14 protein-coding genes are annotated in these 22558 nt (G+C 46.7%); 11 read left to right on the top strand and 3 right to left on the bottom strand.

What is annotated here, in order from left to right; translation table 11 throughout:
- Nucleotides 1-87: 87 nt before the first annotated feature.
- On the top strand, nt 88-666 hold the full coding sequence (locus BUB52_RS01625) for an FKBP-type peptidyl-prolyl cis-trans isomerase (protein WP_009123165.1): 579 nt from the start codon (nt 88-90) through the stop codon (nt 664-666).
- Between the two features lie 86 nt (nt 667-752).
- On the opposite strand, the gene BUB52_RS01620 is transcribed toward BUB52_RS01625, so the two are convergent.
- A complete protein-coding gene (locus BUB52_RS01620) occupies nt 753-2036 on the bottom strand; it encodes an L-cysteine desulfidase family protein (protein WP_009123164.1) in 1284 nt (427 codons plus the stop codon).
- Between the two features lie 169 nt (nt 2037-2205).
- Between BUB52_RS01620 and BUB52_RS01615 the strand changes: the two genes are divergently transcribed.
- Both BUB52_RS01615 and BUB52_RS01610 read left to right on the top strand, forming a co-directional pair.
- Nucleotides 2206-3345 carry a PCMD domain-containing protein gene (locus tag BUB52_RS01615; protein ID WP_009123163.1) on the top strand — a complete coding sequence of 380 codons (1140 nt, stop codon included), beginning with the start codon at nt 2206-2208 and terminating at the stop codon, nt 3343-3345.
- 8 nt (nt 3346-3353) lie between these two features.
- Nucleotides 3354-4139 (top strand): porin family protein, encoded by a 786-nt coding sequence (locus BUB52_RS01610; protein ID WP_009123162.1) that lies wholly within the window; start codon nt 3354-3356, stop codon nt 4137-4139.
- A gap of 583 nt (nt 4140-4722) precedes the next feature.
- Here the strand turns inward: BUB52_RS01610 and BUB52_RS01605 are convergent.
- Entirely contained in the window at nt 4723-6561 is a 1839-nt protein-coding gene (locus BUB52_RS01605) for a PCMD domain-containing protein (protein ID WP_039951107.1), read from the bottom strand.
- A 371-nt stretch (nt 6562-6932) separates the two neighbouring features.
- Here BUB52_RS01605 and aroC point away from each other — a divergent pair, with 371 nt between their 5' ends.
- Genes aroC through BUB52_RS01585 form a run of 4 tightly spaced genes read left to right on the top strand, consistent with a single transcriptional unit; the run spans nt 6933 to nt 11032 of the window.
- Nucleotides 6933-8009, top strand: a complete 1077-nt coding sequence (gene aroC, locus BUB52_RS01600; RefSeq protein WP_009123159.1) for a chorismate synthase — start codon at nt 6933-6935, stop codon at nt 8007-8009.
- A gap of 20 nt (nt 8010-8029) precedes the next feature.
- Complete coding sequence (locus BUB52_RS01595; protein WP_009123158.1) at nt 8030-9382, top strand: dipeptidase; 1353 nt, start codon at nt 8030-8032, stop codon at nt 9380-9382.
- 1 nt (nt 9383) lies between these two features.
- Complete coding sequence (locus tag BUB52_RS01590; RefSeq protein ID WP_009123157.1) at nt 9384-10463, top strand: anhydro-N-acetylmuramic acid kinase; 1080 nt, start codon at nt 9384-9386, stop codon at nt 10461-10463.
- Between the two features lie 5 nt (nt 10464-10468).
- Nucleotides 10469-11032, top strand: a complete 564-nt coding sequence (locus tag BUB52_RS01585; RefSeq protein ID WP_009123156.1) for an NUDIX hydrolase — start codon at nt 10469-10471, stop codon at nt 11030-11032.
- 13 nt (nt 11033-11045) lie between these two features.
- Here the strand turns inward: BUB52_RS01585 and BUB52_RS01580 are convergent, their stop codons facing one another.
- The gene (locus BUB52_RS01580) at nt 11046-13205 is read right to left on the bottom strand and encodes a DNA topoisomerase 3 (RefSeq protein WP_009123155.1); all 2160 of its coding nucleotides are present in this window, start codon (nt 13203-13205) and stop codon (nt 11046-11048) included.
- A gap of 338 nt (nt 13206-13543) precedes the next feature.
- On the opposite strand from BUB52_RS01580, the gene BUB52_RS01575 reads away from it, so the two are divergent.
- The 4 genes from BUB52_RS01575 (at nt 13544) to BUB52_RS01560 (ending at nt 22539) form a co-directional block, all read left to right on the top strand.
- The gene (locus tag BUB52_RS01575; RefSeq protein WP_050792292.1) at nt 13544-14947 is read left to right on the top strand and encodes a sulfatase family protein; all 1404 of its coding nucleotides are present in this window, start codon (nt 13544-13546) and stop codon (nt 14945-14947) included.
- Nucleotides 14948-15014: 67 nt separating this feature from the next.
- Nucleotides 15015-16382, top strand: a complete 1368-nt coding sequence (locus tag BUB52_RS01570; protein WP_009123153.1) for a sulfatase family protein — start codon at nt 15015-15017, stop codon at nt 16380-16382.
- 42 nt (nt 16383-16424) lie between these two features.
- Nucleotides 16425-19055, top strand: coding sequence for a DUF4962 domain-containing protein (locus BUB52_RS01565; protein WP_009123152.1), 2631 nt, complete (start codon nt 16425-16427; stop codon nt 19053-19055).
- Between the two features lie 283 nt (nt 19056-19338).
- The gene (locus BUB52_RS01560; protein WP_009123150.1) at nt 19339-22539 is read left to right on the top strand and encodes a SusC/RagA family TonB-linked outer membrane protein; all 3201 of its coding nucleotides are present in this window, start codon (nt 19339-19341) and stop codon (nt 22537-22539) included.
- The last annotated feature ends 19 nt before the right edge of the window (nt 22540-22558 follow it).

The following is a 22558-nucleotide window of genomic DNA, read 5'->3' as shown; positions in this document are numbered from 1 at the left end:
ACGCTTCCCCCTCTCGAAGCAAAATATTCGTATCTTTGCACACTGTAAAGACAAAAACAGTATTTACCAATAGAAATAACAAAATTAATGGAAACAGTAGAAAACAAGTACATCACCTTAGCATATAAGTTGTACACAATCGAAAACGGAGAAAAAGAATTCACAGAAGAAGCTCCTGCAGAACATCCGTTTCAATTCATCTCCGGTTTAGGCCTGACATTGGAGTCTTTCGAGAACCAAGTGAAAGATTTGAAGAAAGGCGACAAGTTCGACTTTACAATCAAAGCCGAAGAGGCTTACGGCGAATATGACGACGAGCACGTTATCGATCTCCCGAAGAATATTTTCGAGATAGAAGGTAAGTTCGATAGCGAACGTGTAGTAGAAGGCGCTGTAATTCCTTTGATGACCTCAGAAGGTCAACGCATCAACGGAAGTGTAGTAGAAGTAAAAGACGATGTAGTAGTAATGGACATGAATCACCCCTTGGCAGGTTGCGACTTGAACTTTGTAGGTGAAATCACAGAAAACCGTCCGGCTACCAACGATGAATTGTCAGAAATGGCACGCATGATGAGTGGCGGCGGATGCAGTGGCGGATGCGACTGTGGAGACTGCGGCGGCGGATGCGGCGACCATGAATGTGGAGACGGATGCTGCCATTGATAAATTGAGAATTGAGAATTAAAAATTGAGAAATACTATGCAGCATATAGCGCAGCATTTATTTCTCAATTTTTAATTCTCAATTCTCAATTTTTATTCGTCATTATCTCCAGTACCAGTCTATCCGTTTCATCCATTCCTTTAGAACCTATCTTTGTCAGGTTACGGATACTTTGGTCTACATCTTCATCAATAATTCCTTCAACGGAAGTGACACAACGATTTTCCATTGCCATGATGGCGGAAAGAACGGCGGTAGAAACACCGGTAGTTACTTTCAAAGCGCAACTGGGCTTGGCGCCGTCACAAATCATTCCGGTAAGGTTGGCAATCATATTCTGAACAGCAAAGGCTACCTGTTCGTAAGTACCGCCCATCAGCCAGGTAATACCGCAACTGGAGCCTGTGGCAGCTACCACGCAACCGCACAGGGCGGACAGGCGTCCCAGACTTTGTTTGATATAAATCACGGTCAGATGACTAAGCATCAGGGCGCGAATCAGTTCTTCTTCCGATTTACCGTTCTCCTCGGCATAGACAAGAACGGGTAATGTAGCGGAGATACCCTGATTTCCACTTCCCGAATTACTCATTACCGGTATCATGGCACCTGCCATACGGGCATCGCATGCACCGGACGTATACGAGAGGATATGGGAGAACACGCTATCACCCAATATCTTATGTTCATAAGTACCACGCAGCATCCTGCCCAGTCCGTGACCGTAATTCCCGTCGAAAGACCGTTCGGCAGCGGCTTTATTCAAACGGGCAGTCTCGAGAATGAAACGAATTTCGTCCAATGGAGCATTCATGGCAAAGTCGTACACTTTTCTCAAGGTCAAATCTACGGTTTGCTCTTCCGTCTCTCCGCAACTTGTATTTTGCTTATTTAAAAAGACATCATCGTTACGGGCTATATATATAAAGGTGGTATGACCTCCGGCTATAATGGCGGTAGCCTTGTTTCCCGCTGCCTCGCAACAGACTTCGATATAGAGTTTCTCCGTAATATCCTCTTTCAGGGATATATTGATACGCTTTTCACCGATAAACCGCTTTCCCTCGTTCACGGCATCAGGGTTACTGTCTTTCAGCACTTCCAGTTGATATTCCGATTTACCGATTAACGCTCCCAAAGCTACGGCAATAGGTAACCCGATCATGCCCGTACCGGGAATCCCGACACCCATTGCGTTTTTCAGGATATTGGCGCTCAACAGGACTTCTATCTTTTCCGGCTTTGCGCCCAAGGTTTCGGTTGCTTTTGCCACACATAAAGCAACGGCGATAGGTTCCGTACATCCAATGGCAGGAACTACTTCACGCTGCACCAAGGCAATAATCTGTTTCCTTTCTGTTTCAGTCATATTATAGACATATATTTTATTCGATATTTATGCAAAGATAGACGGAATAACAAATAAATAACAGACTTTATCGCACTTTTTTCATCTTGAATCTGTTATTACAAAATAATAGCGTATTTTTGCAACTCACTAAACTATATCAAATTATCAACTTTCAAAAAAGAAGTATATGAACTTTAAGAAGTGGACTACTGCCCTCATGCTTGCCTTAGCCGTCTCGTCCTGTATACAGGATGAAGCGCTTAACTCCGAAGCAGCCATTGATGCCTGTACGGGCGCGGATGTACAATTAGCTCACATCAACAGTGACTCGAAAGAAATAAATATATATGTGCACAAAGGAGCGAATTTATCGAAACAACAACTGTCGTTTACATTGCCTGCCGGTGCGACGCTCAGCGCAGACCAACATTATCCGGACGACATAATGAATACCTATGACTTCAGCAACGAGTCGCGCTCACGTACCTTTACCGTAACTTCCGAAGACGGCGAATGGCACTCTACTTATACCGTAAAGATTATACCGACCGAGGTTCCCGGTTCTTTTCATTTTGAGGAATTACTTCCATCGAACAATACCGAATACGATATTCTTTATGAGTTCGAACCCGGAACTTCAACCAGCGTGTCACGCGTTCTGCAATGGTCAAGCGGCAACCCCGGTTTCAAGCTAACCAGCATGGCCGACGGCCGTACCGGTTATCCTACCCAGCAAATCACCGACGGCTATCGCGGCAAAGGATTAAAGCTGACAACCTGCGACACCGGCAGTTTCGGTGCCATGGTGAAAATGTATATCGCGGCAGGGAACCTGTTTATCGGTTCTTTCGACCTGGCGAATGCTTTAAAAGACCCGTTACGCGCCACTAAATTCGGTATACAATATTATAAGCGTCCCGTATCTTTAAAAGGCTACTATAAGTTCAAAGCCGGAGAGATTTATACCGATGAAGGCGTCGTCCAGAAAGACAAAAAAGACCGTTTCGATATTTATGCCATACTATATGAAGCCGATGATAACACTTTCATGCTGGATGGCGGTAACAGCTTAGATTTGACTTCCGGCAAACTTGTGTCTATCGCCCGTATCAAAGAAGCAGATGCTAAAGAAACCGATACATGGACAGCATTCGACTTGCCTTTTGAAGCGGTAAACGGTAAAAGTATCGATACCGGCAAATTGCAGAATGGTAAATACAAATTAAGTATTGTCCTTTCTTCCAGTGTAGACGGCGCTTACTTCAAAGGAGCTGTTGGCAGTACATTGTATGTAGACGAATTAGAACTTATAAGCCAAGACAACTAATATAAAGTATGAAAAAGTATCATTTTATTTGCATCATAGCCGTTCTGCTGGCAATGGTTACCGGCGTACAGGCACAAGAAGAAAGAAACAAAAGTCTTATCAACTCCTATCTGCATGGTTGGGAATACGGTATAAAGGCCGGATTCAACATCGGCGGTACATCCCCCATCCCTCTGCCTAAAGAGATACGTAAAATAGACAGTTACGCACCGGGTATAGCCATTGCCATCGAGGGTAATGCCACCAAGTGGTTTGACAAAGACAAGAAGTGGGGACTTACATTAGGCCTGCGGTTAGAGAATAAAAATATGACTACCGAAGCCACCGTAAAGAACTACGGTATGAAAATCATCAACACCAACGGTGGAGAATTGGCAGGTCTTTGGACAGGCGGTGTCAAGACCAAAGTGAAGAACTCTTATCTGACGATTCCTATTCTGGCAAACTACCATATCAGCAAACGCTGGATATTGTCCGCCGGTCCCTATTTCTCCTATCTGCTGGAAGGTAACTTCTCCGGACACGTTTACGAAGGACATCTGCGTACTCCCGACCAGACAGGTTCAAAAGTGGAATTCACAGGTGAAAGTATTGCGACTTATGACTTCTCCAATGATTTAAGAAAATTCCAATGGGGCTTACAACTCGGTGGAGAATGGAAAGCATTCAAACACCTTACCGTCCATGCCGACCTGACATGGGGACTGAATAATATCTTCCAGAAAGATTTTGATACGATAACGTTTAACATGTACCCCATTTATCTGAATTTAGGGTTTGGATATGCGTTCTAAACAAGAATTTCTTATTTTTATCGTCACTCGTCACTTTTCACCTCAATGCATTAAGGATAAAACAGTTATCGAGTAACGACAAGGTATATGAGCAGTGACGACCCAATATTGGTCGTCACTTTCTGTATCATCCTAAATCAAACTAATTGATTATTCTGTCATTCAGGGCGAAGTGAAGAATCGCTTCTCCTTATATAAGTAAGAAAGTAGAGCGCAAGTTCTAATACACCTATTCAAAAGATAAAATTCGCATTGGCTATTTAAATTGGTAACGGTTATAATCACTTAATAATTGCTATATTTTTAGCATATTATATATAGCGAGCTATGAGAAAAACATAAACTTATCCCATTGTTATGACATGTATTTCCAAACCAGATTAAGGAAAAACAATTTACTCCTTCTTTTTTATATCCATAACCTTAAAATATCATGGCATACACGAAAAGACAGATTAGAATTAGAAAAACGCCAATTAATATATTTAGGTGATGAGTGGGCGAAAAATAAAATAACCAGCTGATGTATTGCATCATCTGGTTATTTTCAACACTTTAATTACTTTTACTGAAAAAAATCAGATTACTCTCTTACCAATTCAAAATCATCAACAATTAATGTACTACCCGGAGCACCCCAAAACTTGTCACCATCCTTACTTGAAGAACAAGTAATAGTCATACGATATTTCTTATTGGCATCATACAGTTTTTTCCATTCCAAAGGTAACTCAAACTTTTTCCAACTAGATTGAGCACCACCAGTCAATTGTCCAATAGCAGCAATGCGACTTGAAGTATAAATATTATTTTCTACTTCATCTGTACCAGTTAAACAATCAGACCAGTCAGTTTCATCATAAGTGGTTGTTTCATATAAAACTACACTAATCATAAATTCATCAATCTTAGTATTGTCTATTACAGCATTATGACAATTATCTTTATATGGTTTGGTATTCACAATATAGTATACATCACCAGGAACATATTTATACCACCCTCGCAAAGATATAGGTTTTTCTTCATAAGGGATACCAAATTTCGTACTATTTAAAGTATTCCCCGTATCAGTTATAAATTTTCCCAAAAATAAAGAACCAGTAGTTACTTTAGGAGCTTTGGCAAAATACATATCCTTCCCTTTTGTATCAATAGACTGAATTTTTGCTGCAGCAGAACCCGAACGAGCATTATCAGTTTGCATTATAACATAACTATCAGCAAGTTGCAAAGCCTTCAAGAAATGTGCTCCAGTATTACTACTTGCCCATCCTTCTGGTTCATAAAAAGTCATTTCTGGCTCTTGTCCTTCTACCCCGGCAACCCACTTTTCAAAATCATATACAACTTTATTTTCCACAGTACCTGAAATAAAAACTTGATACTCCTTTATAACTGTACCATCCTCAGAAGTAACAGTATAAACAACTTTTTTATTATCAGAAAAGTCCTGCGCCACACCAGGCTTAGGAACTACCGTTGCCTTATGAGAATAAGTAATTGTAGGCACTAAAGCCCTTAAATCATCAGCTGTAGCAGAAGCTTTTACCTTAAAAGTAATCGTATTATCCTCATTAATTACTGGTTGTTCTACTACAAAAGGATTATTCTCGAAAACAAAGTTCACAATGAAAGCATCTGAACTCTTTCGAGCAGAAACCTTGTACTCTGTTACCGTTGTACCATCTTCAGAAGTAACCTTATAAATCACTACCTTATTATCAGAAAAATCTTGCGCCATCTCCGGTTCAGGAGAAACTGTTGCATTTTCAGAAATTGTAATTATCGGCTTCAATGTCTTTAAGTCATCAGCTGTTGCCGTTTCAACCACCTTGAAAGTTATAGTATTATCTTCGTTGATTACTGGCTGTTCAGCTATAATATCACTATCAAACTTAAACTCTTTAATCAAAGCTTCCGAACTTTCACTACCTGTCATTTTGTGTCCCCTATATTCTACACGGACTTTCATTGAACCATTATCCACATTGACCTTGATGATCAATTCAATATCTTCACCATTGATCGCTCCTTCAACAGAAACCGCACACTTACCAACAATTAAATCCAAGTTAGCACTACCAGTAAATGAATATTTATTACTTTCAACTTTCAAAGGGCAATTATCAATAGCTAAATCTCCAATAGGGAGTGGAGTACCTGCAATTGTTATCACAAAGTTCTTCAGTTCCAAACCAATTGAAGTATCAGAAGACTTCTTGATAGTTATTTTCTGTTGCATATCTTTAGCTATTTCTACATCTGGTTCCTCATAGTAAACATTCATCAAACCTTTGTAGTCACCTGCAACTTCTTCAATTACTTTAGAATTATTCTGTGTATCATCATCGTCACTACAAGCAGTAAACAAACTCATTGAACAGATCAATGCAAATAAATAAAACAAATTTTTCTTCATACTAAGTACTTGTTTAGTTAATAAATTCCCCATATAGTTAGGGGATACATAATACTCTCTTTTTTATCAAGGGCACAAAATAACAGTTTTTAAAACCTTTAAACAAGGTCTTTTCTATAAAATAGATGTTCCTTTTTTCAGATAGGAACAATTATAAAGTTTCTTCACATTCTTAAATACTTCTATGTATTTTAAGGCGGAATCCATGCTTTGAACCGATAATCGGCGTAACCAAAAGCCCGAAAATAAAAGATTTATTGTCATTTTTGAAACGTTTTACAAAAAAAATTGTTACCTTTAAAAAGTCAAAGCCTCTTATAGCAAGGCAAATTGGCGCATTAACCTCATTATAAACTCTTAAAGCAATTGATATGTTCAACTCATTCGGCAATATTCTCCGTCTTACCAGTTTCGGAGAATCACATGGTAAAGGCATAGGCGGCGTAATAGATGGATTCCCCGCAGGAATTACCATCGATATGGACTTCGTGCAATCGGAGCTCGACCGTCGCCGTCCGGGACAATCACGTATCACTACCTCACGAAAAGAATCTGATAAAGTAGAATTCCTATCCGGCATTTTCGAAGGTAAATCTACCGGATGTCCCATCGGATTCATCGTATGGAACGAGAACCAGCACTCTAACGATTATAACAATCTGAAAGAAGTATACCGTCCCTCGCACGCCGACTATACATATAATGTAAAATACGGAATACGCGACCACCGTGGCGGCGGACGTTCATCGGCGCGCGAGACCATTTCGCGTGTTGTAGCGGGAGCTTTGGCCAAGTTGGCTTTGAAACAGCTTGGCATCCGCATCACAGCATATACTTCACAGGTAGGCCCCATCAAGCTGGAAGAAAACTATACCGCTTACGATCTCGACTTGATTGAAACCAATCCGGTACGCTGCCCCGACCCGGAGAAAGCGAAAGAAATGGAAGAGCTTATCTTCAAGATAAAAGGCGAAGGCGATACCATTGGCGGCGTGGTGACTTGCGTAATCAAAGGATGCCCTATCGGACTGGGACAACCCATTTACGGTAAACTGCAATCAGCCCTTGCTGCCGGCATGCTCAGTATCAATGCCGCAAAGGCATTTGAATACGGCGAAGGATTCAAGGGTTTGAAGATGAAAGGTTCCGAACAAAACGACGTGTTCTTTAATAACAACGGACGCATCGAAACGCATACCAACCACTCCGGCGGTATTCAAGGCGGCATCAGTAACGGACAGGACATCTACTTCCGCGTAGCTTTCAAGCCTGTGGCCACCGTACTCATGGAGCAGCATACCGTAAATATGAACGGCATAGACACCACACTCAAAGCCCGCGGACGCCACGACCCCTGTGTATTGCCCCGTGCCGTGCCTATCGTAGAAGCCATGGCCGCCATGACCCTGCTCGATTTCTACTTGATTGACCGTACTACGCAATTATAATAAATACCGCTTTACATTATATGGAAATAAAGAAATATATTGCAGAGAACGAGTCCAGGATGTTGGAAGACCTGTTCAGCCTTATCCGTATTCCCAGTATCAGTGCCAAACCCGAACATCACGACGATATGCTGGCATGCGCAGAACGCTGGGCCCAACTGCTGCTCGCAGCGGGCGCGGACGAAGCGTTGGTAATGCCTTCTGCGGGCAATCCTATCGTATTCGGACAGAAGATTGTAGACCCGGAAGCTAAAACAGTATTAATATACGCACATTACGACGTGATGCCCGCCGAACCGCTGGAGCTTTGGAAAAGCAACCCCTTTGAACCGGAAGTACGTGACGGCCATATCTGGGCACGTGGCGCGGACGATGATAAAGGACAGTCTTTCATTCAGGTAAAAGCGTTTGAATATCTGGTAAAGAACAACCTGCTGACACACAACGTAAAGTTTATCTTTGAAGGAGAGGAAGAGATTGGTTCACCCAGCCTCGAGGGCTTCTGCCAAGAGCATAAAGAGCTGTTGAAAGCCGATGTAATCCTCGTTTCCGACACCAGCATGCTGGGCGCAGACCTCCCCTCACTGACTACCGGCCTACGCGGACTTGCCTATTGGGAAATAGAAGTGACCGGCCCGAACCGCGACCTGCACTCCGGACACTTCGGCGGTGCGGTAGCCAATCCCATCAATGTACTTTGCCGGATGATAAGCAAAGTAACGGACGCCGACGGACGCATCACCGTTCCCGGCTTCTACGATGATGTGGAAGAAGTACCGCAGGCAGAACGTGAAATGATAGCGCGCATCCCGTTCGACGAGGAGAAATACAAAAAAGCCATCGGCGTAAACGCCCTTTTCGGAGAAAAAGGGTACAGCACGCTGGAGCGTAACAGTTGCCGTCCGTCTTTCGATGTATGCGGCATCTGGGGCGGCTATACGGGCGAAGGTTCCAAAACCGTACTCCCTTCCAAAGCCTATGCCAAAGTATCGTGCCGGCTGGTTCCGCATCAGGATCACCATAAGATTTCGCAACTGTTTGCCGATTATATCATGGCTATCGCTCCCGATACCGTACAGGTAAAAGTCACTCCCATGCATGGCGGACAAGGCTATGTATGCCCCATCACGCTCCCCGCATACCAGGCGGCGGAGAAAGGCTTCACCAAAGCTTTCGGCAAGAAACCGTTGGCAGTACGTCGCGGCGGTAGTATTCCTATCATCTCCACATTCGAGCAGGTATTGGGAATTAAAACCATACTGATGGGCTTCGGCCTGGAATCCAACGCCATTCACTCTCCCAACGAAAATATCCCGTTGGATATTCTGCGCAAAGGCATTGAAGCAGTTGTTGAATTTCACCTGAACTATTGATATGGACGACTTTCAGATACAAGCTATCGGTCTTATGTCCGGCACGTCGCTCGACGGGCTGGACGTTTGCTGTTGTACCTTCCGCCGCAAAGCGGGCAAATGGTCATTTCACATCGACTGCGCCAAAGGTTACGGCTATCCGGAAGAACTGAAATATAAACTGGGTACAGGCGCGCAAAATATGAGCGCGCTTGAATTCATCACCTTTCACAGCGCCTATGGCTCATTTCTCGGGAAGCGCGTCAACGAGTTCATGCAGGAGTTCGGCGTACGGCCGGACATCATCGCATCGCACGGGCATACCATCTTCCACGAACCGCAAAGGAAAATCATGTACCAGATTGGAGACGGTGCGGCCATTGCCGCCGAAACCCGTATTCCCACGGTGTCCGACTTCCGCAGGCTGGACATCATGCTGGGCGGGCAAGGCGCCCCGCTCGTACCCATCGGCGACCGCCTGCTCTTCGCCGACTATGACTACTGCCTGAACATCGGAGGATTTTCCAATATCTCGTTCGAGCAAGACGGCAAACGTATCGCTTTCGACATAAGCCCGGTGAATTACGTAATCAACCACTATTGCCGCCAAATCGGTCTGGAGTTCGACCGTGACGGAGAGATTGCCCGCCGTGGCGCTATCTGCCGACCGTTGCTGGACGAACTGAACGGAATGGAATTCTACCACCAGTCCGGCCCTAAATCATTGGGACGCGAGTGGGTGGAAACACAAGTCTACCCCATGCTGGAACGATACGGACTGAGTTTGGAAGACAAGCTGCGTACTTTCTACGAGCACGCCGCTTTCCAGATATTCCGCATCATCAACGCCAATCCGTCTTCAGCGGGTAATGGCAAACTGCTGATTACAGGCGGCGGAGCATTCAATAAATTCCTCGTAGAACGGATTGAAGCCTTATGCCCCTGCCAAATCGTAATCCCCGGCCGACAGATTATAGAATATAAAGAAGCATTGATATTCGCCTTTCTCGGTGCGCTCTACATGGCAGACGAACCCGGCTGCCTTGCATCCGTCACCGGAGCGTCGATGGACAATATAGGCGGAATATTATTCAAAGTATAAAAATCATGAAACCTATGAACGATTCCGACAGCCCCTGGGAAATCATTTCCAGCGAGTACCTGCATAAAGCCCCGTGGCTCACCGTACGCAAAGACCATGTAGTCTTGCCGAACGGTAATCATATCCCTTCCTATTACATATTGGAATATCCCGATTGGGTAAATACCATCGCCATCACGCGCGACGGGCAATTCGTTTTTATCCGCCAGTACCGACATGGTCTGCAAGAAACATCCTATGAACTTTGTGCCGGCGTATGTGAGGAAGAAGATGCTTCTCCGCTGATTTCCGCACAGCGGGAGCTGCTTGAAGAAACCGGCTACGGCAACGGTACGTGGCAGGAATACATGCAAATCTCCCCCAACCCGAGTACCCATACCAATATTACGTATTGCTTTTTGGCTACCGATGTGGAAAAGATTTCGGAGCAGCATTTGGAAGATACGGAAAGCCTCAGCGTACATCTGCTTACGCTTGCAGAAGTAAAGGAGCTGCTGCAAAAAGGAGAGATAAAGCAAGCGCTGATGGCCGCTCCATTGTGGAAATATATAGCCGAGAAAGGACTATAATCCGGCTACCGCTCTACTCAAACGGCTTGCGGAATGTACAGCCGCCTTTCCATTCGGAACAGCCGTAAGCCGTTTTTCCTTTAATAATCGTTCCTTTTCCGCAAAGCGGACAAGGTGTGCCAACCAATGCATCGGCAGGCTGATTCTCACCGGCCGTTTGCTCCGTTTTCTTTGCCGCGGACTTTCGCGGCGCTCTTTTCTTTGGCTCTTTTTTCGGTTTACCGGCAGCGGAAGCTGATGCGGCAGATGTCTTTTCGCCCTTTTCCAACGCAGGGGCTTGTATGGTGATATGACGGTTGCTGTTATCGGAAAGGACGCTCATCACAATCTCCGATACCATTTGCTTCAGTTCTTCCAGAAACTGCGAAGCGTTGTAGGTACGCTTTTCTATTTCACGCAATTTCTTTTCCCACATACCGGTCAGCTCGGCAGATTTCAACAGTTCCTCGTGAATAATCTGAATCAGCTCCACACCCGTAGGGGTGGCTATCAGGTTCTTTTTCTCCTTACGGATATAGTTACGCTTGAAGAGCGTTTCGATAATGGCGGCACGCGTGGAAGGACGGCCGATGCCGTTTTCTTTCAAAGCGTCGCGCAGTTCGTCGTTATCCACCAGTTTACCGGCGGTTTCCATGGCGCGCAGCAAGGTAGCCTCGGTATAAGGGCGTGGCGGTTGCGTCCACTTTTCGTACAAATCCGGCAGATGAGGACCGCTCTCTCCCACCACAAACGCAGGGAGCACGTTTTCATCTTCTCCGCCTTTCTCCTCTTTTTCTTCTTGCGACCGTTCCGAGAGTGTACCGAACACCACACGCCAGCCGGGCTCCAATATCTGCTTACCCGAAACTTTGAACTCGATCTGTTCCACCTCACCTATTACGGCAGTCGTCGCAAACAGGCAGTCCGGATAGAATACGGCAATGAAACGGCGTGCAATCAGGTCGAATACGCGACGTTCCATATCCGTCAGGTTCTGAGGAGGCTGGCCGGTAGGAATGATGGCATGGTGGTCTGTAACCTTCGAATTGTCGAACACTTTCTTCGACTTCGGCAGCGTAGCTCCATCCAGCGGGGCGGTCAATGTCTGATAATCACGCAAACCTTTCAGTATGCCGGGGCATTTGGGATAGATGTCGTCACTGAGGAAAGTGGTATCGACACGCGGGTAGGTCGTTACTTTCTTCTCGTAAAGCGACTGTATGGTTTTCAACGTTTCGTCGGCGGAGAAAGCAAACTTCTTGTTGCACTCCACCTGCAGGGACGTCAGGTCGAACAAACGGGGCGGAGCCTCTTTGCCGTTCTTGCGGGTGACGTTCGTTATGGCAAAAGGAGAATCCTTTATCTGCTCCAGCAGAGCCATTCCGCGCTCCCGGTCGGTGATGGGTTCTATCCCCCGGTTTTCTTCGGGTTTTGCGGCTTTGGCGGCGGTTCCCTCTTTCTGCTTTTCCGCTTCCAATACCAGTTCTTCATCACTTTTGCGGAGAATGGCGGAGAAAGTGGTATCCCGATACACTGTCTTCAGCTCCCAGTATTGTTTGGGAACAAAGTTCTGTATTTCGAGCTGACGGTTTACGATTAGCGCAAGCGTAGGCGTCTGTACACGTCCGATAGAAAGCACCTGCCGGTTCTGACCGTACTTCATGGTGTACAGGCGGGTGGCATTCATACCCAGCAGCCAGTCGCCGATGGCACGCGAAAGCCCTGCCTCGTACAACGGCTGGAAATCGGACGCATCCCTCAGCTTGGCAAATCCCTCGCGGATGGCTTCTTCCGTCAGCGAGGAAATCCACAGACGCTTCACCGGGCAACGCGCACCGGCTTTCTGCATCACCCAACGCTGAATCAGCTCTCCCTCTTGTCCGGCATCACCGCAGTTTATAATCATGTCGGCATGCTGCATGAGGTTCTCAATCACGTGAAACTGGCGTTCGTACGTAGGGTTGCTGATAAGCTTGATACCGAAACGGGGCGGAACCATAGGCAGGCTGCCCAAGCTCCACGATTTCCAGTTGGGCGTGTATTCGTGCGGCTCCTTAAGGGTGCAGAGGTGGCCGAACGTCCAGGTCACCTGGTATCCGTTTCCTTCGATGTATCCGTCTCTCTTATCTTTCGCTCCGAGTACATCGGCTATGTCACGCGCCACAGAAGGCTTTTCGGCAATACAAACTATCATTCACTTTTCTTTTTAGGTGCGGCAAAGATAATGCAAACCGAGAGCAGAAGCAAATGAAATCATCCCGCGGGACAAATAAATTCGTCTCACGAGATAAATAAATCCATCCCGTGAGATGAATAAAACCGTCCCGCAAGACGAAAAAAACCATCTCACGAGACGGATTCAAGCGGCTGTAAGAGCATTTAGCACAAATTTAAAAGCTGACTGTACAAAATTGACAATCAAATAAACATTCCGCATCATAAAAAAAACATTAGAGTTCGCAGATACATGGAAAAAGGCGTAATTTAGCAATCGAGGAAACAATCTCCGAAATCAATTATAAAACTAATAATATGGTAAAACAAATCTCAATGAAGCACATAGCCTGCCTATCCCTGCTCAGCTCATCAATGGCATACGCTGCCGAACGTCCCAACATCATTTACATCTTTACCGACCAGCATACGGCAAACGCCATGAGCTGCGCCGGAAATCCGGATTTGCACACGCCCAACCTGGACAGACTGGCTGCCGCCGGCATCATGTTCCAGAACGCTTACTGTACCGCACCGCTGAGCGGTCCTTCACGCGGCTCCATGTTTACGGGGCATTATCCCGATGCGGTAGGTTTGTCGGTTAACGGCTCTCCGCTTCCCGACTCTCTCAAGACACAGACACTGGGTACGCTCGTCAAGAATGCCGGATACGAGTGTGCATACGGCGGCAAATGGCATGTGCCCGAACTCGATATTCCCGACAAGCAATACGGTTTCGACCAGATATACAAGCACAGCGACGACGGACTGGCCGAAGCTTGCGTGAAATTCCTGTCCAAGAAGCACAACAAGCCCTTCTTCCTGGTAGCTTCGTACGATAACCCGCACAACATCTGCGAATATGCGCGCAGCCAGAACCTGCCTTACGGCAATACAGACACACCGGAACTGCGTAACTGTCCGGGACTTCCACCCAACTTCGCCAAGAATCCGTACGACGCCGATGTCATCGAAAACGAAAGAGCCAACAACTTCAACGTGTACCCCACCGCTACCTTTACTCCCGAAGACTGGCGTATGTACCGCTATACGTACTACCGCCTGGTAGAGAAAGTAGACCGTGAAATCGGTAAGATTGTCGATGCCATCGACAAAAACAACCTGTGGGAAAATACCGTCGTTATCTTCTCCAGCGACCACGGAGACGGCATAGGCGCTCACCACTGGAATCAGAAATCGGCCTTATACGAAGAAGTGGTCAACATTCCGTTCATCGTAACCCTGCCCGGCAAGAAGCACGCAGGCGGGAAGTTGCCGCAACTTATCAGCAACGGCGTCGACTTCTTCGCCACCATCTGCGACTGGACAGGAGCCAAACTACCCAAAAGCGCTGCCGGAAAATCATTCCGCAAAATAGCCGAAGAAGGTAACCCACAAGCTCCCCATCAGGATTACGTCATTACCGAAACGCGTTTCGACGGAAGCAAAACACGAGGCTGGATGGTACGTACCGAGCGCTACAAATATGTACTGTACGATAAGGGAAGACACCGCGAACAGTTGTTCGACATGAAGAACGACAGAGGCGAAACAAGAAACCTGATGATGGAAAACGCTTACGAGAAAGTGGCGCAGCAACATCGTGACATTCTCGAGAAGTATATGAATACGTATAAAATCAGACCGACACGTCCCAAATTGCATGACGTACCGGGAAAGGTGCTTCCCAAAACGGCCAATTACCAGACGGCGTATAAATAATATTTTTTATCACCAGCTCCTAATTGCTTAGTACAATTCCGCTAAATACAAAGCATCAACATCCGCAATGAATACACTGAAACCGTTTTTAATGATAAGTACCGTTTTTCCTGCCGCTCTTCCGGCACAGGAAAAACCGAACATCATCTATATAATGACCGACCAGCAGACAGCCAAGGCCATGAGCTGTGCAGGCAACAAAGACTTACATACTCCTAATATGGATAAGCTGGCGCAACGGGGCATCCGTTTCGACAATGCTTACTGCGCACATCCCTTAAGCGGACCTTCACGGGCCGCTATGTTTACAGGACATACTTCCGGAGAGGTAGGTTTGGACAAGAACGGCACTCCAATGCCCGATTCGTTACGCACCCGTACCTTAGGTAGTCTTGTAGAACAAGCCGGATATACTACCGCCTACGCCGGCAAGTGGCATGTACATACCGGATCGCTTCCGGGCAAATATGCTTTTGGTTTCGAGAATCTTCATGGTCACAATGATTTCGGACTGGCAGAAGCTTGCGTAAATTTTCTGCAGCGCAAACATAACAAACCGTTCTTTCTCGTTGCGTCTTTTGACAATCCCCACAATATCTGTCAATATGCACGTAAACAGACATTGCCTTTTGCCACCGTAAAAGAACCCCGAATAGAAGACTGCCCCAATTTGCCCGAAAACTTCAATGTATCTCCCTATGATGCCGATGTATTGGTACGCGAAAAAGCACTTAGCTATCGTATCTACCCAACCGGTAACTACACTCCTGACGATTGGCGGCGGTATCTCAATGCATACTATCGTCTTGTAGAGCATATAGATATCGAAATAGGAAAAATCATTACCGAGATAGACAGACAGAATCTATGGAAAAATACTGTTATTATCTTCACCAGTGATCATGGCGACGGGGCAGCAGCGCACCGTTGGAATCAAAAGACTGTACTCTATGAAGAAGTTACGAACATACCATTCATTGTCTGCTTACCTAAAGGCAAGAATGCCGGCAAAGTATTGCCACAACTCATCAACAACGGTGTAGACCTGTTGCCAAGTATCTGTGAATGGACAGGAGCACAAGTACCTGCAGACTGTCAGGGCGTAAGTTTCTGTTCCATCGTCGAGGAAGGTGACACACAAAAGGCCCATCAGCCTTATGTGGTAAGTGAAACCTATTTTTTCCAAACAGGCGGTACGCGTGGTTGGTTAGTCCGTACTCCAAAATACAAATATGTATTGTACGAAAGTGGGATAAACCGTGAAATGCTATACAATATGCAGACCGACCGCAAAGAAATGTGTAATCTTGCCATTGAAAGCAAGTACCGCAACATCCTTCTCCAACACCGCCAAATGTTACAGGAATGGATGAAGAAGCACCCCTTACCCGGACGCATTTCAACACTACAGTTTATTCCGAAAGAATTTGAGTAATACCGTATTCATATTTTTATTAACCTCAAACAACTATTCCATATGAATAAGATTCTATCAATTACCATACTCACTTTTTCGGCAGTCTGCGTACAGGCGCAAACTCCCGGAAAGGCCACAATCAAACTCTCCGATACGACGCTGATGCACGAAATGCGCGCAACTCCCTCACCGCTGAACGGCGCTACGGTCAGTGATCGCGCCGTATCTTTTCAATGGCCGTTGCCCGCAAGCCTCAACATTCTGCGAAGCGGATTGGACGGCGCGGAAGAGAATACTCCCAAAAAGGAAATAGACAAGAGTAAGTTGCGCTACTTCCTGCGTTACTCACAAAGCCCGGCATTCGGACAGGAAAATACCGTGCAAACGGAAACACGCTGGCCTTTCTTCAATCCCGAACAAGATTTGGCTCCGGGTACATGGTACTGGCAATACGGCTACGTTACGGACGGAAAGACCGAATGGAGCGATACGTTACAATTTACAGTAGAAGCCAATCCGCATAAATTCTGTCCGCCCGCTCTGAAAGTCGTACTTAAAAACCTGCCCGCCCACCATCCCCGCGTATGGCTCGACAAGGATGAATGGGACGGTTTCATAAAGCGCAGCGAGGGAAAGATTGAACGCAAGACTTACCTCAAACGTGCCGACAGGGTACTCGCTACGCCGATGAAGTCCGTAAACGACATCAATTCGGACTTGGCGAAGGGACTGACCAACGAAGTGCAGAAGAACGCCATGCTCACTCGTGAAAGCCGCCGCATCGTCGACAGCGAAGAAGCCAACACAGACGTACTGATTCGCGCCTATCTGCTCACCAAAGACCGCCGCTACGCCGATGAAGCCGTGAAGCGTGTCAAGGAAATGGCTACGTGGGGAGACAACAAGAATGTGGTGGGCGACTTCAACGAGGCTACCCTGCTGTCTCTCTGCTCCATGGCATACGATGCGCTGTATGATGTTTTGGACGATGCCACACGCAAGTTTCTGCTGAATGAAATAAAAGATTTCGGCAGCAGCATGTACAAGCACGACATCAACCGTCTGGAAAATCACATTGCCGACAACCATGTGTGGCAAATGACTTTCCGTATCCTGACCATGGCAGCCTTTACCGTTTACGGTGAATTGCCCGAAGCCGACGAGTGGACGGACTACTGCTATAACCTGTGGCTCGCCCGTTTCCCCGGTCTGAACAAGGACGGAGCCTGGCACAACGGCGATTCATATTTCCATGTCAATCTCCGTACACTCGTAGAAGTGCCTTATTTCTATACCCGTCTTACCGGTTATAATTACTTCTCCGATCCGTGGTATCAGGGAAATGCGCTATATGTCATCTACCAGCAACCGCCATTCTCCAAATCGGGCGGTAACGGCAGCTCACATCAGAACATCCTGACTCCGGGCGGTACGCGTGTAGGCTACGCCGACGCTTTGGCACGTATGACGGGAAATACGTATGCCGCAGACTATGTGCGCCATATCAGCGCCCGTCAGCCCGATATACTCGAACAAGGAAGCACCTCGAAAGCCGGTGGCCTCGCATGGTTCCGCCTGCAATGCGACAAACCTTTGCCAAACGGACCGGGCTTGAAAGACCTGCCCATGGGACATGTATTCCCGCAAAGCGGCCTGGCTTCGTTCTCCACCGATTTGGACGACACCGGCAAAAGCGCCATGCTCAGTTTCCGCAGCAGCCCTTACGGCAGTACTTCGCACGCCATAGCCAACCAGAATGCCTTCAATACATTCTGGAACGGTCAGTCGCTCTTTTACAGCAGCGGACATCACATCAGTTTCACCGATAAGCACAGCATTTATTGCCATCGCGGTACCCGCGCCCACAATACTATCTTGGTAAATGGCATGGGACAACGTATAGGAACGGAAGGTTACGGCTGGATTCCACGCTACTATGTAAGTGACAATATCAGCTATGTAGCGGGGGATGCTTCCAATGCTTACGGAAAGGTTATCTCTCCGCTATGGCTGCTGCGCGGCAAGCAAAGCAACCTGGAATATTCTCCGGAAAACGGTTGGGACGATACAGGACTGAAAACATTCCGCCGCCACATCGTAACGCTGGGCAAAAGCGGGTATTCTTTCATATACGATGAACTGGAAGCTGCCGAGCCCGTAACTTGGAGTTACTTGCTGCATACTGTCACCAATCCGATGAATGTAGATAAAACCAAAGAGTATGTACACGTACAGGCCACCAGCAAAGACGGCGTATCGGACGCTTATCTCTTTTCGGCCGGAACCGTAAAGACGGATACCACCGACCAATTCTTCGTGCCTGCCGTCAACTGGCTGCGTGCAGACGAGAAAGGCCGGTTCAAACCCTATCCCAACCATTGGCACTTCACCGCCACATCGGATAAGCAAAAGGTGTATCGTTTCGCAACGATTGTGTATACGCATGCCAAAGACAAGAATGCGGAAGCCGGACAGGTTGCCCCCAAAAGACTGAAAGACGGTAGCATTCAGATAGGTGACTGGAATATCAAAGCGAATATCTCCACCGGCGGGAAACCCTCTTTCGAGGTGCGGAACACACGCAAAGGATGCGATGCAAGCGTAAGCTATAAAGATTACGGTACAACGGTGGTACGCGACAACGGTAAAACGACGGAACTGAAAGACGAAGTTCCCGAACTGGAAATATAAACCTGATTGATAGTATAAGGAGTATTTTATCCTTTATCTATCCGCATATAGATATAAGCAACAGAAAGCCCTTTTCCGAGTCTTGGAAAAGGGCTTTCTGTTGCTTATACCATATATATCCCCCTGTTTGTACAGAAATGAAAGCCGGATGCACAAAACTGAAAGTTAAATCAACATACCGATAACATCAAAATACATGGGGAAAAGTCCTGTATGGAGAAAAGGCATAATTTAGCAACCGGAAAATCAGTGATTACAAACATAATACTATAAGATTCTAAATATGGAAAACATTCGAAAGATTCTCCTGTTGACATCGTGCCTCTTCATAACCTTAGGCACGTATGCGCAAAGTATCAACGTCACCGGAAAAGTCATAGATGAAGAAGGATTGGAAGTAATCGGCGCCAACATCTCAGTCAAAGGAAGCGCGGGTGTCGGTACCATTACCGATTTAAACGGACAATATACGCTGAAAGTAAACAATCCGTCCAAAGATATCCTTGTCTTTTCGTTCATCGGAATGAGAACCCAAGAAGTACATGTAAAGGGGAAAAAACGGATTGACGTAACGCTGCAATCGGACAGTAAGTTACTCGACGAAGTAGTTGTCATCGGTTACGGTACATCCAAGCGCAGCGACCTTACCGGTTCCGTCGTATCGGTAAAAAGCGAGGATTTGATGCAAACTCCCACTTCCGACGTGGCGCAAGCTCTGGCAGGACGTGTGGCGGGTGTACAAATCTCACAAAGTGAAGGCGGTCCGGGTTCCTCTATTTCCATTAATGTACGCGGTGGCATCTCCATGACTCAAAGCAACGAACCGCTCTACGTCATTGACGGTTATCCCAGCGAAGACGGTATGTCCGGCCTCGACCCTGGAGAGATTGAAAGCATCGACATTCTGAAAGACGCTTCTTCCACCGCTATCTACGGTGCGCGCGGCGCCAACGGTGTAGTAGTAATCACGACCAAGAAAGGGCCCAAAGACACAAGCAAGATGAACGTCAGCTTCGACAGTTATATAGGTGTCAGTAAAATAGCCAGAAAGTTGGATGTACTGTCTCCCAAAGAGTTTGCACTGCTCGACTATGAACGCAACTATGTTTTGGACGGCAGCAAAGGGGTGACCGGTTTCCAAAACCGTTACGGTTCTTTCCAAGACATCGACGAAAACTATGCCAACCGCGAAGGTATCGACTGGCAGGAAGAAGCGTTAGGACGTATCACCACTTCTCAAAACTATCGCGTTAATATATCCGGCGGTACTAAAGAACTGAAATACGGCATGAGTTACAACTACTTCAAAGAGTTGGGAGCCATGGTATACAGCGGTAATTACCGTCATAACATATCTTTCAATATCTCTCACAAGGCCTCGTCACGCTTTCAGGCAAACGCCCGTTTCAATTACAACCAAGGCAAAACCTACGGTATGGGTACTTCGGGACAAAGTACGCGTTTCAATAAGATGGAACATATCCTCCAATACCGTCCCATGAGCGGTATCAAAGGTACCGATACGGACTTGCTCTCCGGTGAAGACCCCATGTTCGAGGATGAACAGGACAACCCGATGCAGAACCCCATCATCTCAGCACAGGAAGAAGCCAGAACGCGCTTTACCCGCAGCCTGCAAGCCAATGGCGGATTCACATTCAACTTTTCAAAGAGACTGAGTTTTCGCAATACCATCGGTACCCGCTACCAGCTGAACCGCAACGACCAGTTCAACGGTGACTTGTCCGCTATCGCCAAACGTTCCAGTATCGGCGGATACATACAATATTCCGAAAGCAACAGCTTCCAAACCTCCAATGTACTTACCTTTAATAATTCCTATAAGAAAAAACACCGCCTCACTTTGATGCTCGGTCAGGAATGGATAGGCAGCTGGAGCAAATCACTCCGTGCGGATGCCTACCAGTTTACCAACGACGACTTGGGATTGAACGACATGGGCGCAGGTGTTCCCACTTCCATCTCCTCAAGCTATGTCAACAGCAACCGAATGATTTCTTTCTTTACACGTGCCAACTATAACTTCAAAGATAAATACCTGTTCACAGCCACCTTGCGTGCCGACGGCTCTTCCAAGTTCAGCTCCGGACACAAATGGGGCGTCTTCCCATCCGTATCAGGAGCCTGGCGTATGGCGGAAGAACCTTTCATCAAGAAGCTGAACATCTTCTCCGACTTGAAACTGCGTATCGGTTACGGTCTTGCCGGAAACAACCGCATCAGCGACTTCATGTCACTGGAAACTCTGGACTCCGTAAAATACCCCAACGGTTCTGACATCATTACAGGTTATGTTCCCTCAGGCATCCCCAGCATCGACCTACAATGGGAAGCCAATAAGACGCTGAACATCGGTTTGGACATGGGTTTCCTTGCCCAACGCCTCATCGTCACACCGGAGTTCTATCTGAACCGCAGCGACCATTTGCTGCTGAACTCACGCGTTCCATCCTCTTCCGGTTTCACCAATATGATACGTAATGTGGGCGAAACGCAGAATATAGGTTTTGACCTTGCCATAAGCTCTTTCAACATACAGCGGAAAAAGTTTTCATGGAAAACGGATTTCAACATCTCATATAACAAGAACACGATTCGCGCGCTCTCGGGTGAAGACTATTTTTACGAAGAGTACGCTTTCGGTTGGCAACAGAAGACTCACAAGATTGAGGTAGGCAAAGCCATCGGACAATTCTACGGTTACAAAACCATCGGTCTCTATCAAGTGGATGAATTCGACTATGACCCCGATACTCAAAAATATACCCTGAAAGAAGGTATTCCCTATAAAGGAAGCGACCGCAACAGTGTGCGTCCCGGCGATTGGAAGTTCGCCAACCTCGATGACACAGGCGACAGCAAGGGAGTGGTCGACGAGAAAGACAAAACCGTTATCGGCAATGCCACCCCCGACTTTTACGGAGGTATCAACAATACATTCAGATACAAGGATTTCGATTTGAATATCTTCTTCAACTTCAGCTATGGCGGCGAGATTCTGAACGCCACCAAGCTTTCCAATACCCAAAGCGGCAAAAGAAACTACAATGTGTTGGGCATCTGTGATATAGACAGCCGCTGGACATACATCAACAAACAGACAGGCGAACTGATAACCGACCCTGCCCAACTGGCAGCCGTCAATGCCGGACGTACCATAGCCAGCGTATACGATATGGAGCAGGGAGACAAATACATCCACTCCTGGGCAGTGGAAGATGCCTCTTTCTTGCGCTTGAAGAATATCTCCCTGGGGTATACCTTCCCCAAAAAGCTCATCAGGCAACTTTCCATCCAGCGGTTGCGCCTCTACTTCACAGCCAGCAACCTCTTTGTATGGACTCCTTACAGCGGATTCGATCCCGAAACATCCGTATCAGGTAACGGCCTGACGCGCGGTGTCGACTTCGGTTCCTATCCACGCAGCCGTTCCTTCGTTCTGGGATTCAACCTTACCCTATAAATCTTATAAAAACAAATGC

It is taken from the genome of Bacteroides clarus YIT 12056 (genome assembly GCF_900129655.1).
Taxonomy (GTDB): Bacteria; Bacteroidota; Bacteroidia; order Bacteroidales; family Bacteroidaceae; genus Bacteroides; species Bacteroides clarus.
The sequence above is the reverse complement of the archived record's forward strand: the minus strand, read 5'-3'. Positions and strand labels throughout refer to the sequence as shown.

Coding starts and splice junctions, on each gene's coding strand:
- BUB52_RS01625 (WP_009123165.1), top strand. CDS start 88: ATGGAAACAGTAGAAAACAAGTACATCACCTTAGCATATAAGTTGTAC.
- BUB52_RS01620 (WP_009123164.1), bottom strand. CDS start 2,036: ATGACTGAAACAGAAAGGAAACAGATTATTGCCTTGGTGCAGCGTGAA.
- BUB52_RS01615 (WP_009123163.1), top strand. CDS start 2,206: ATGAACTTTAAGAAGTGGACTACTGCCCTCATGCTTGCCTTAGCCGTC.
- BUB52_RS01610 (WP_009123162.1), top strand. CDS start 3,354: ATGAAAAAGTATCATTTTATTTGCATCATAGCCGTTCTGCTGGCAATG.
- BUB52_RS01605 (WP_039951107.1), bottom strand. CDS start 6,561: ATGAAGAAAAATTTGTTTTATTTATTTGCATTGATCTGTTCAATGAGT.
- aroC (WP_009123159.1), top strand. CDS start 6,933: ATGTTCAACTCATTCGGCAATATTCTCCGTCTTACCAGTTTCGGAGAA.
- BUB52_RS01595 (WP_009123158.1), top strand. CDS start 8,030: ATGGAAATAAAGAAATATATTGCAGAGAACGAGTCCAGGATGTTGGAA.
- BUB52_RS01590 (WP_009123157.1), top strand. CDS start 9,384: ATGGACGACTTTCAGATACAAGCTATCGGTCTTATGTCCGGCACGTCG.
- BUB52_RS01585 (WP_009123156.1), top strand. CDS start 10,469: ATGAAACCTATGAACGATTCCGACAGCCCCTGGGAAATCATTTCCAGC.
- BUB52_RS01580 (WP_009123155.1), bottom strand. CDS start 13,205: ATGATAGTTTGTATTGCCGAAAAGCCTTCTGTGGCGCGTGACATAGCC.
- BUB52_RS01575 (WP_050792292.1), top strand. CDS start 13,544: ATGGTAAAACAAATCTCAATGAAGCACATAGCCTGCCTATCCCTGCTC.
- BUB52_RS01570 (WP_009123153.1), top strand. CDS start 15,015: ATGAATACACTGAAACCGTTTTTAATGATAAGTACCGTTTTTCCTGCC.
- BUB52_RS01565 (WP_009123152.1), top strand. CDS start 16,425: ATGAATAAGATTCTATCAATTACCATACTCACTTTTTCGGCAGTCTGC.
- BUB52_RS01560 (WP_009123150.1), top strand. CDS start 19,339: ATGGAAAACATTCGAAAGATTCTCCTGTTGACATCGTGCCTCTTCATA.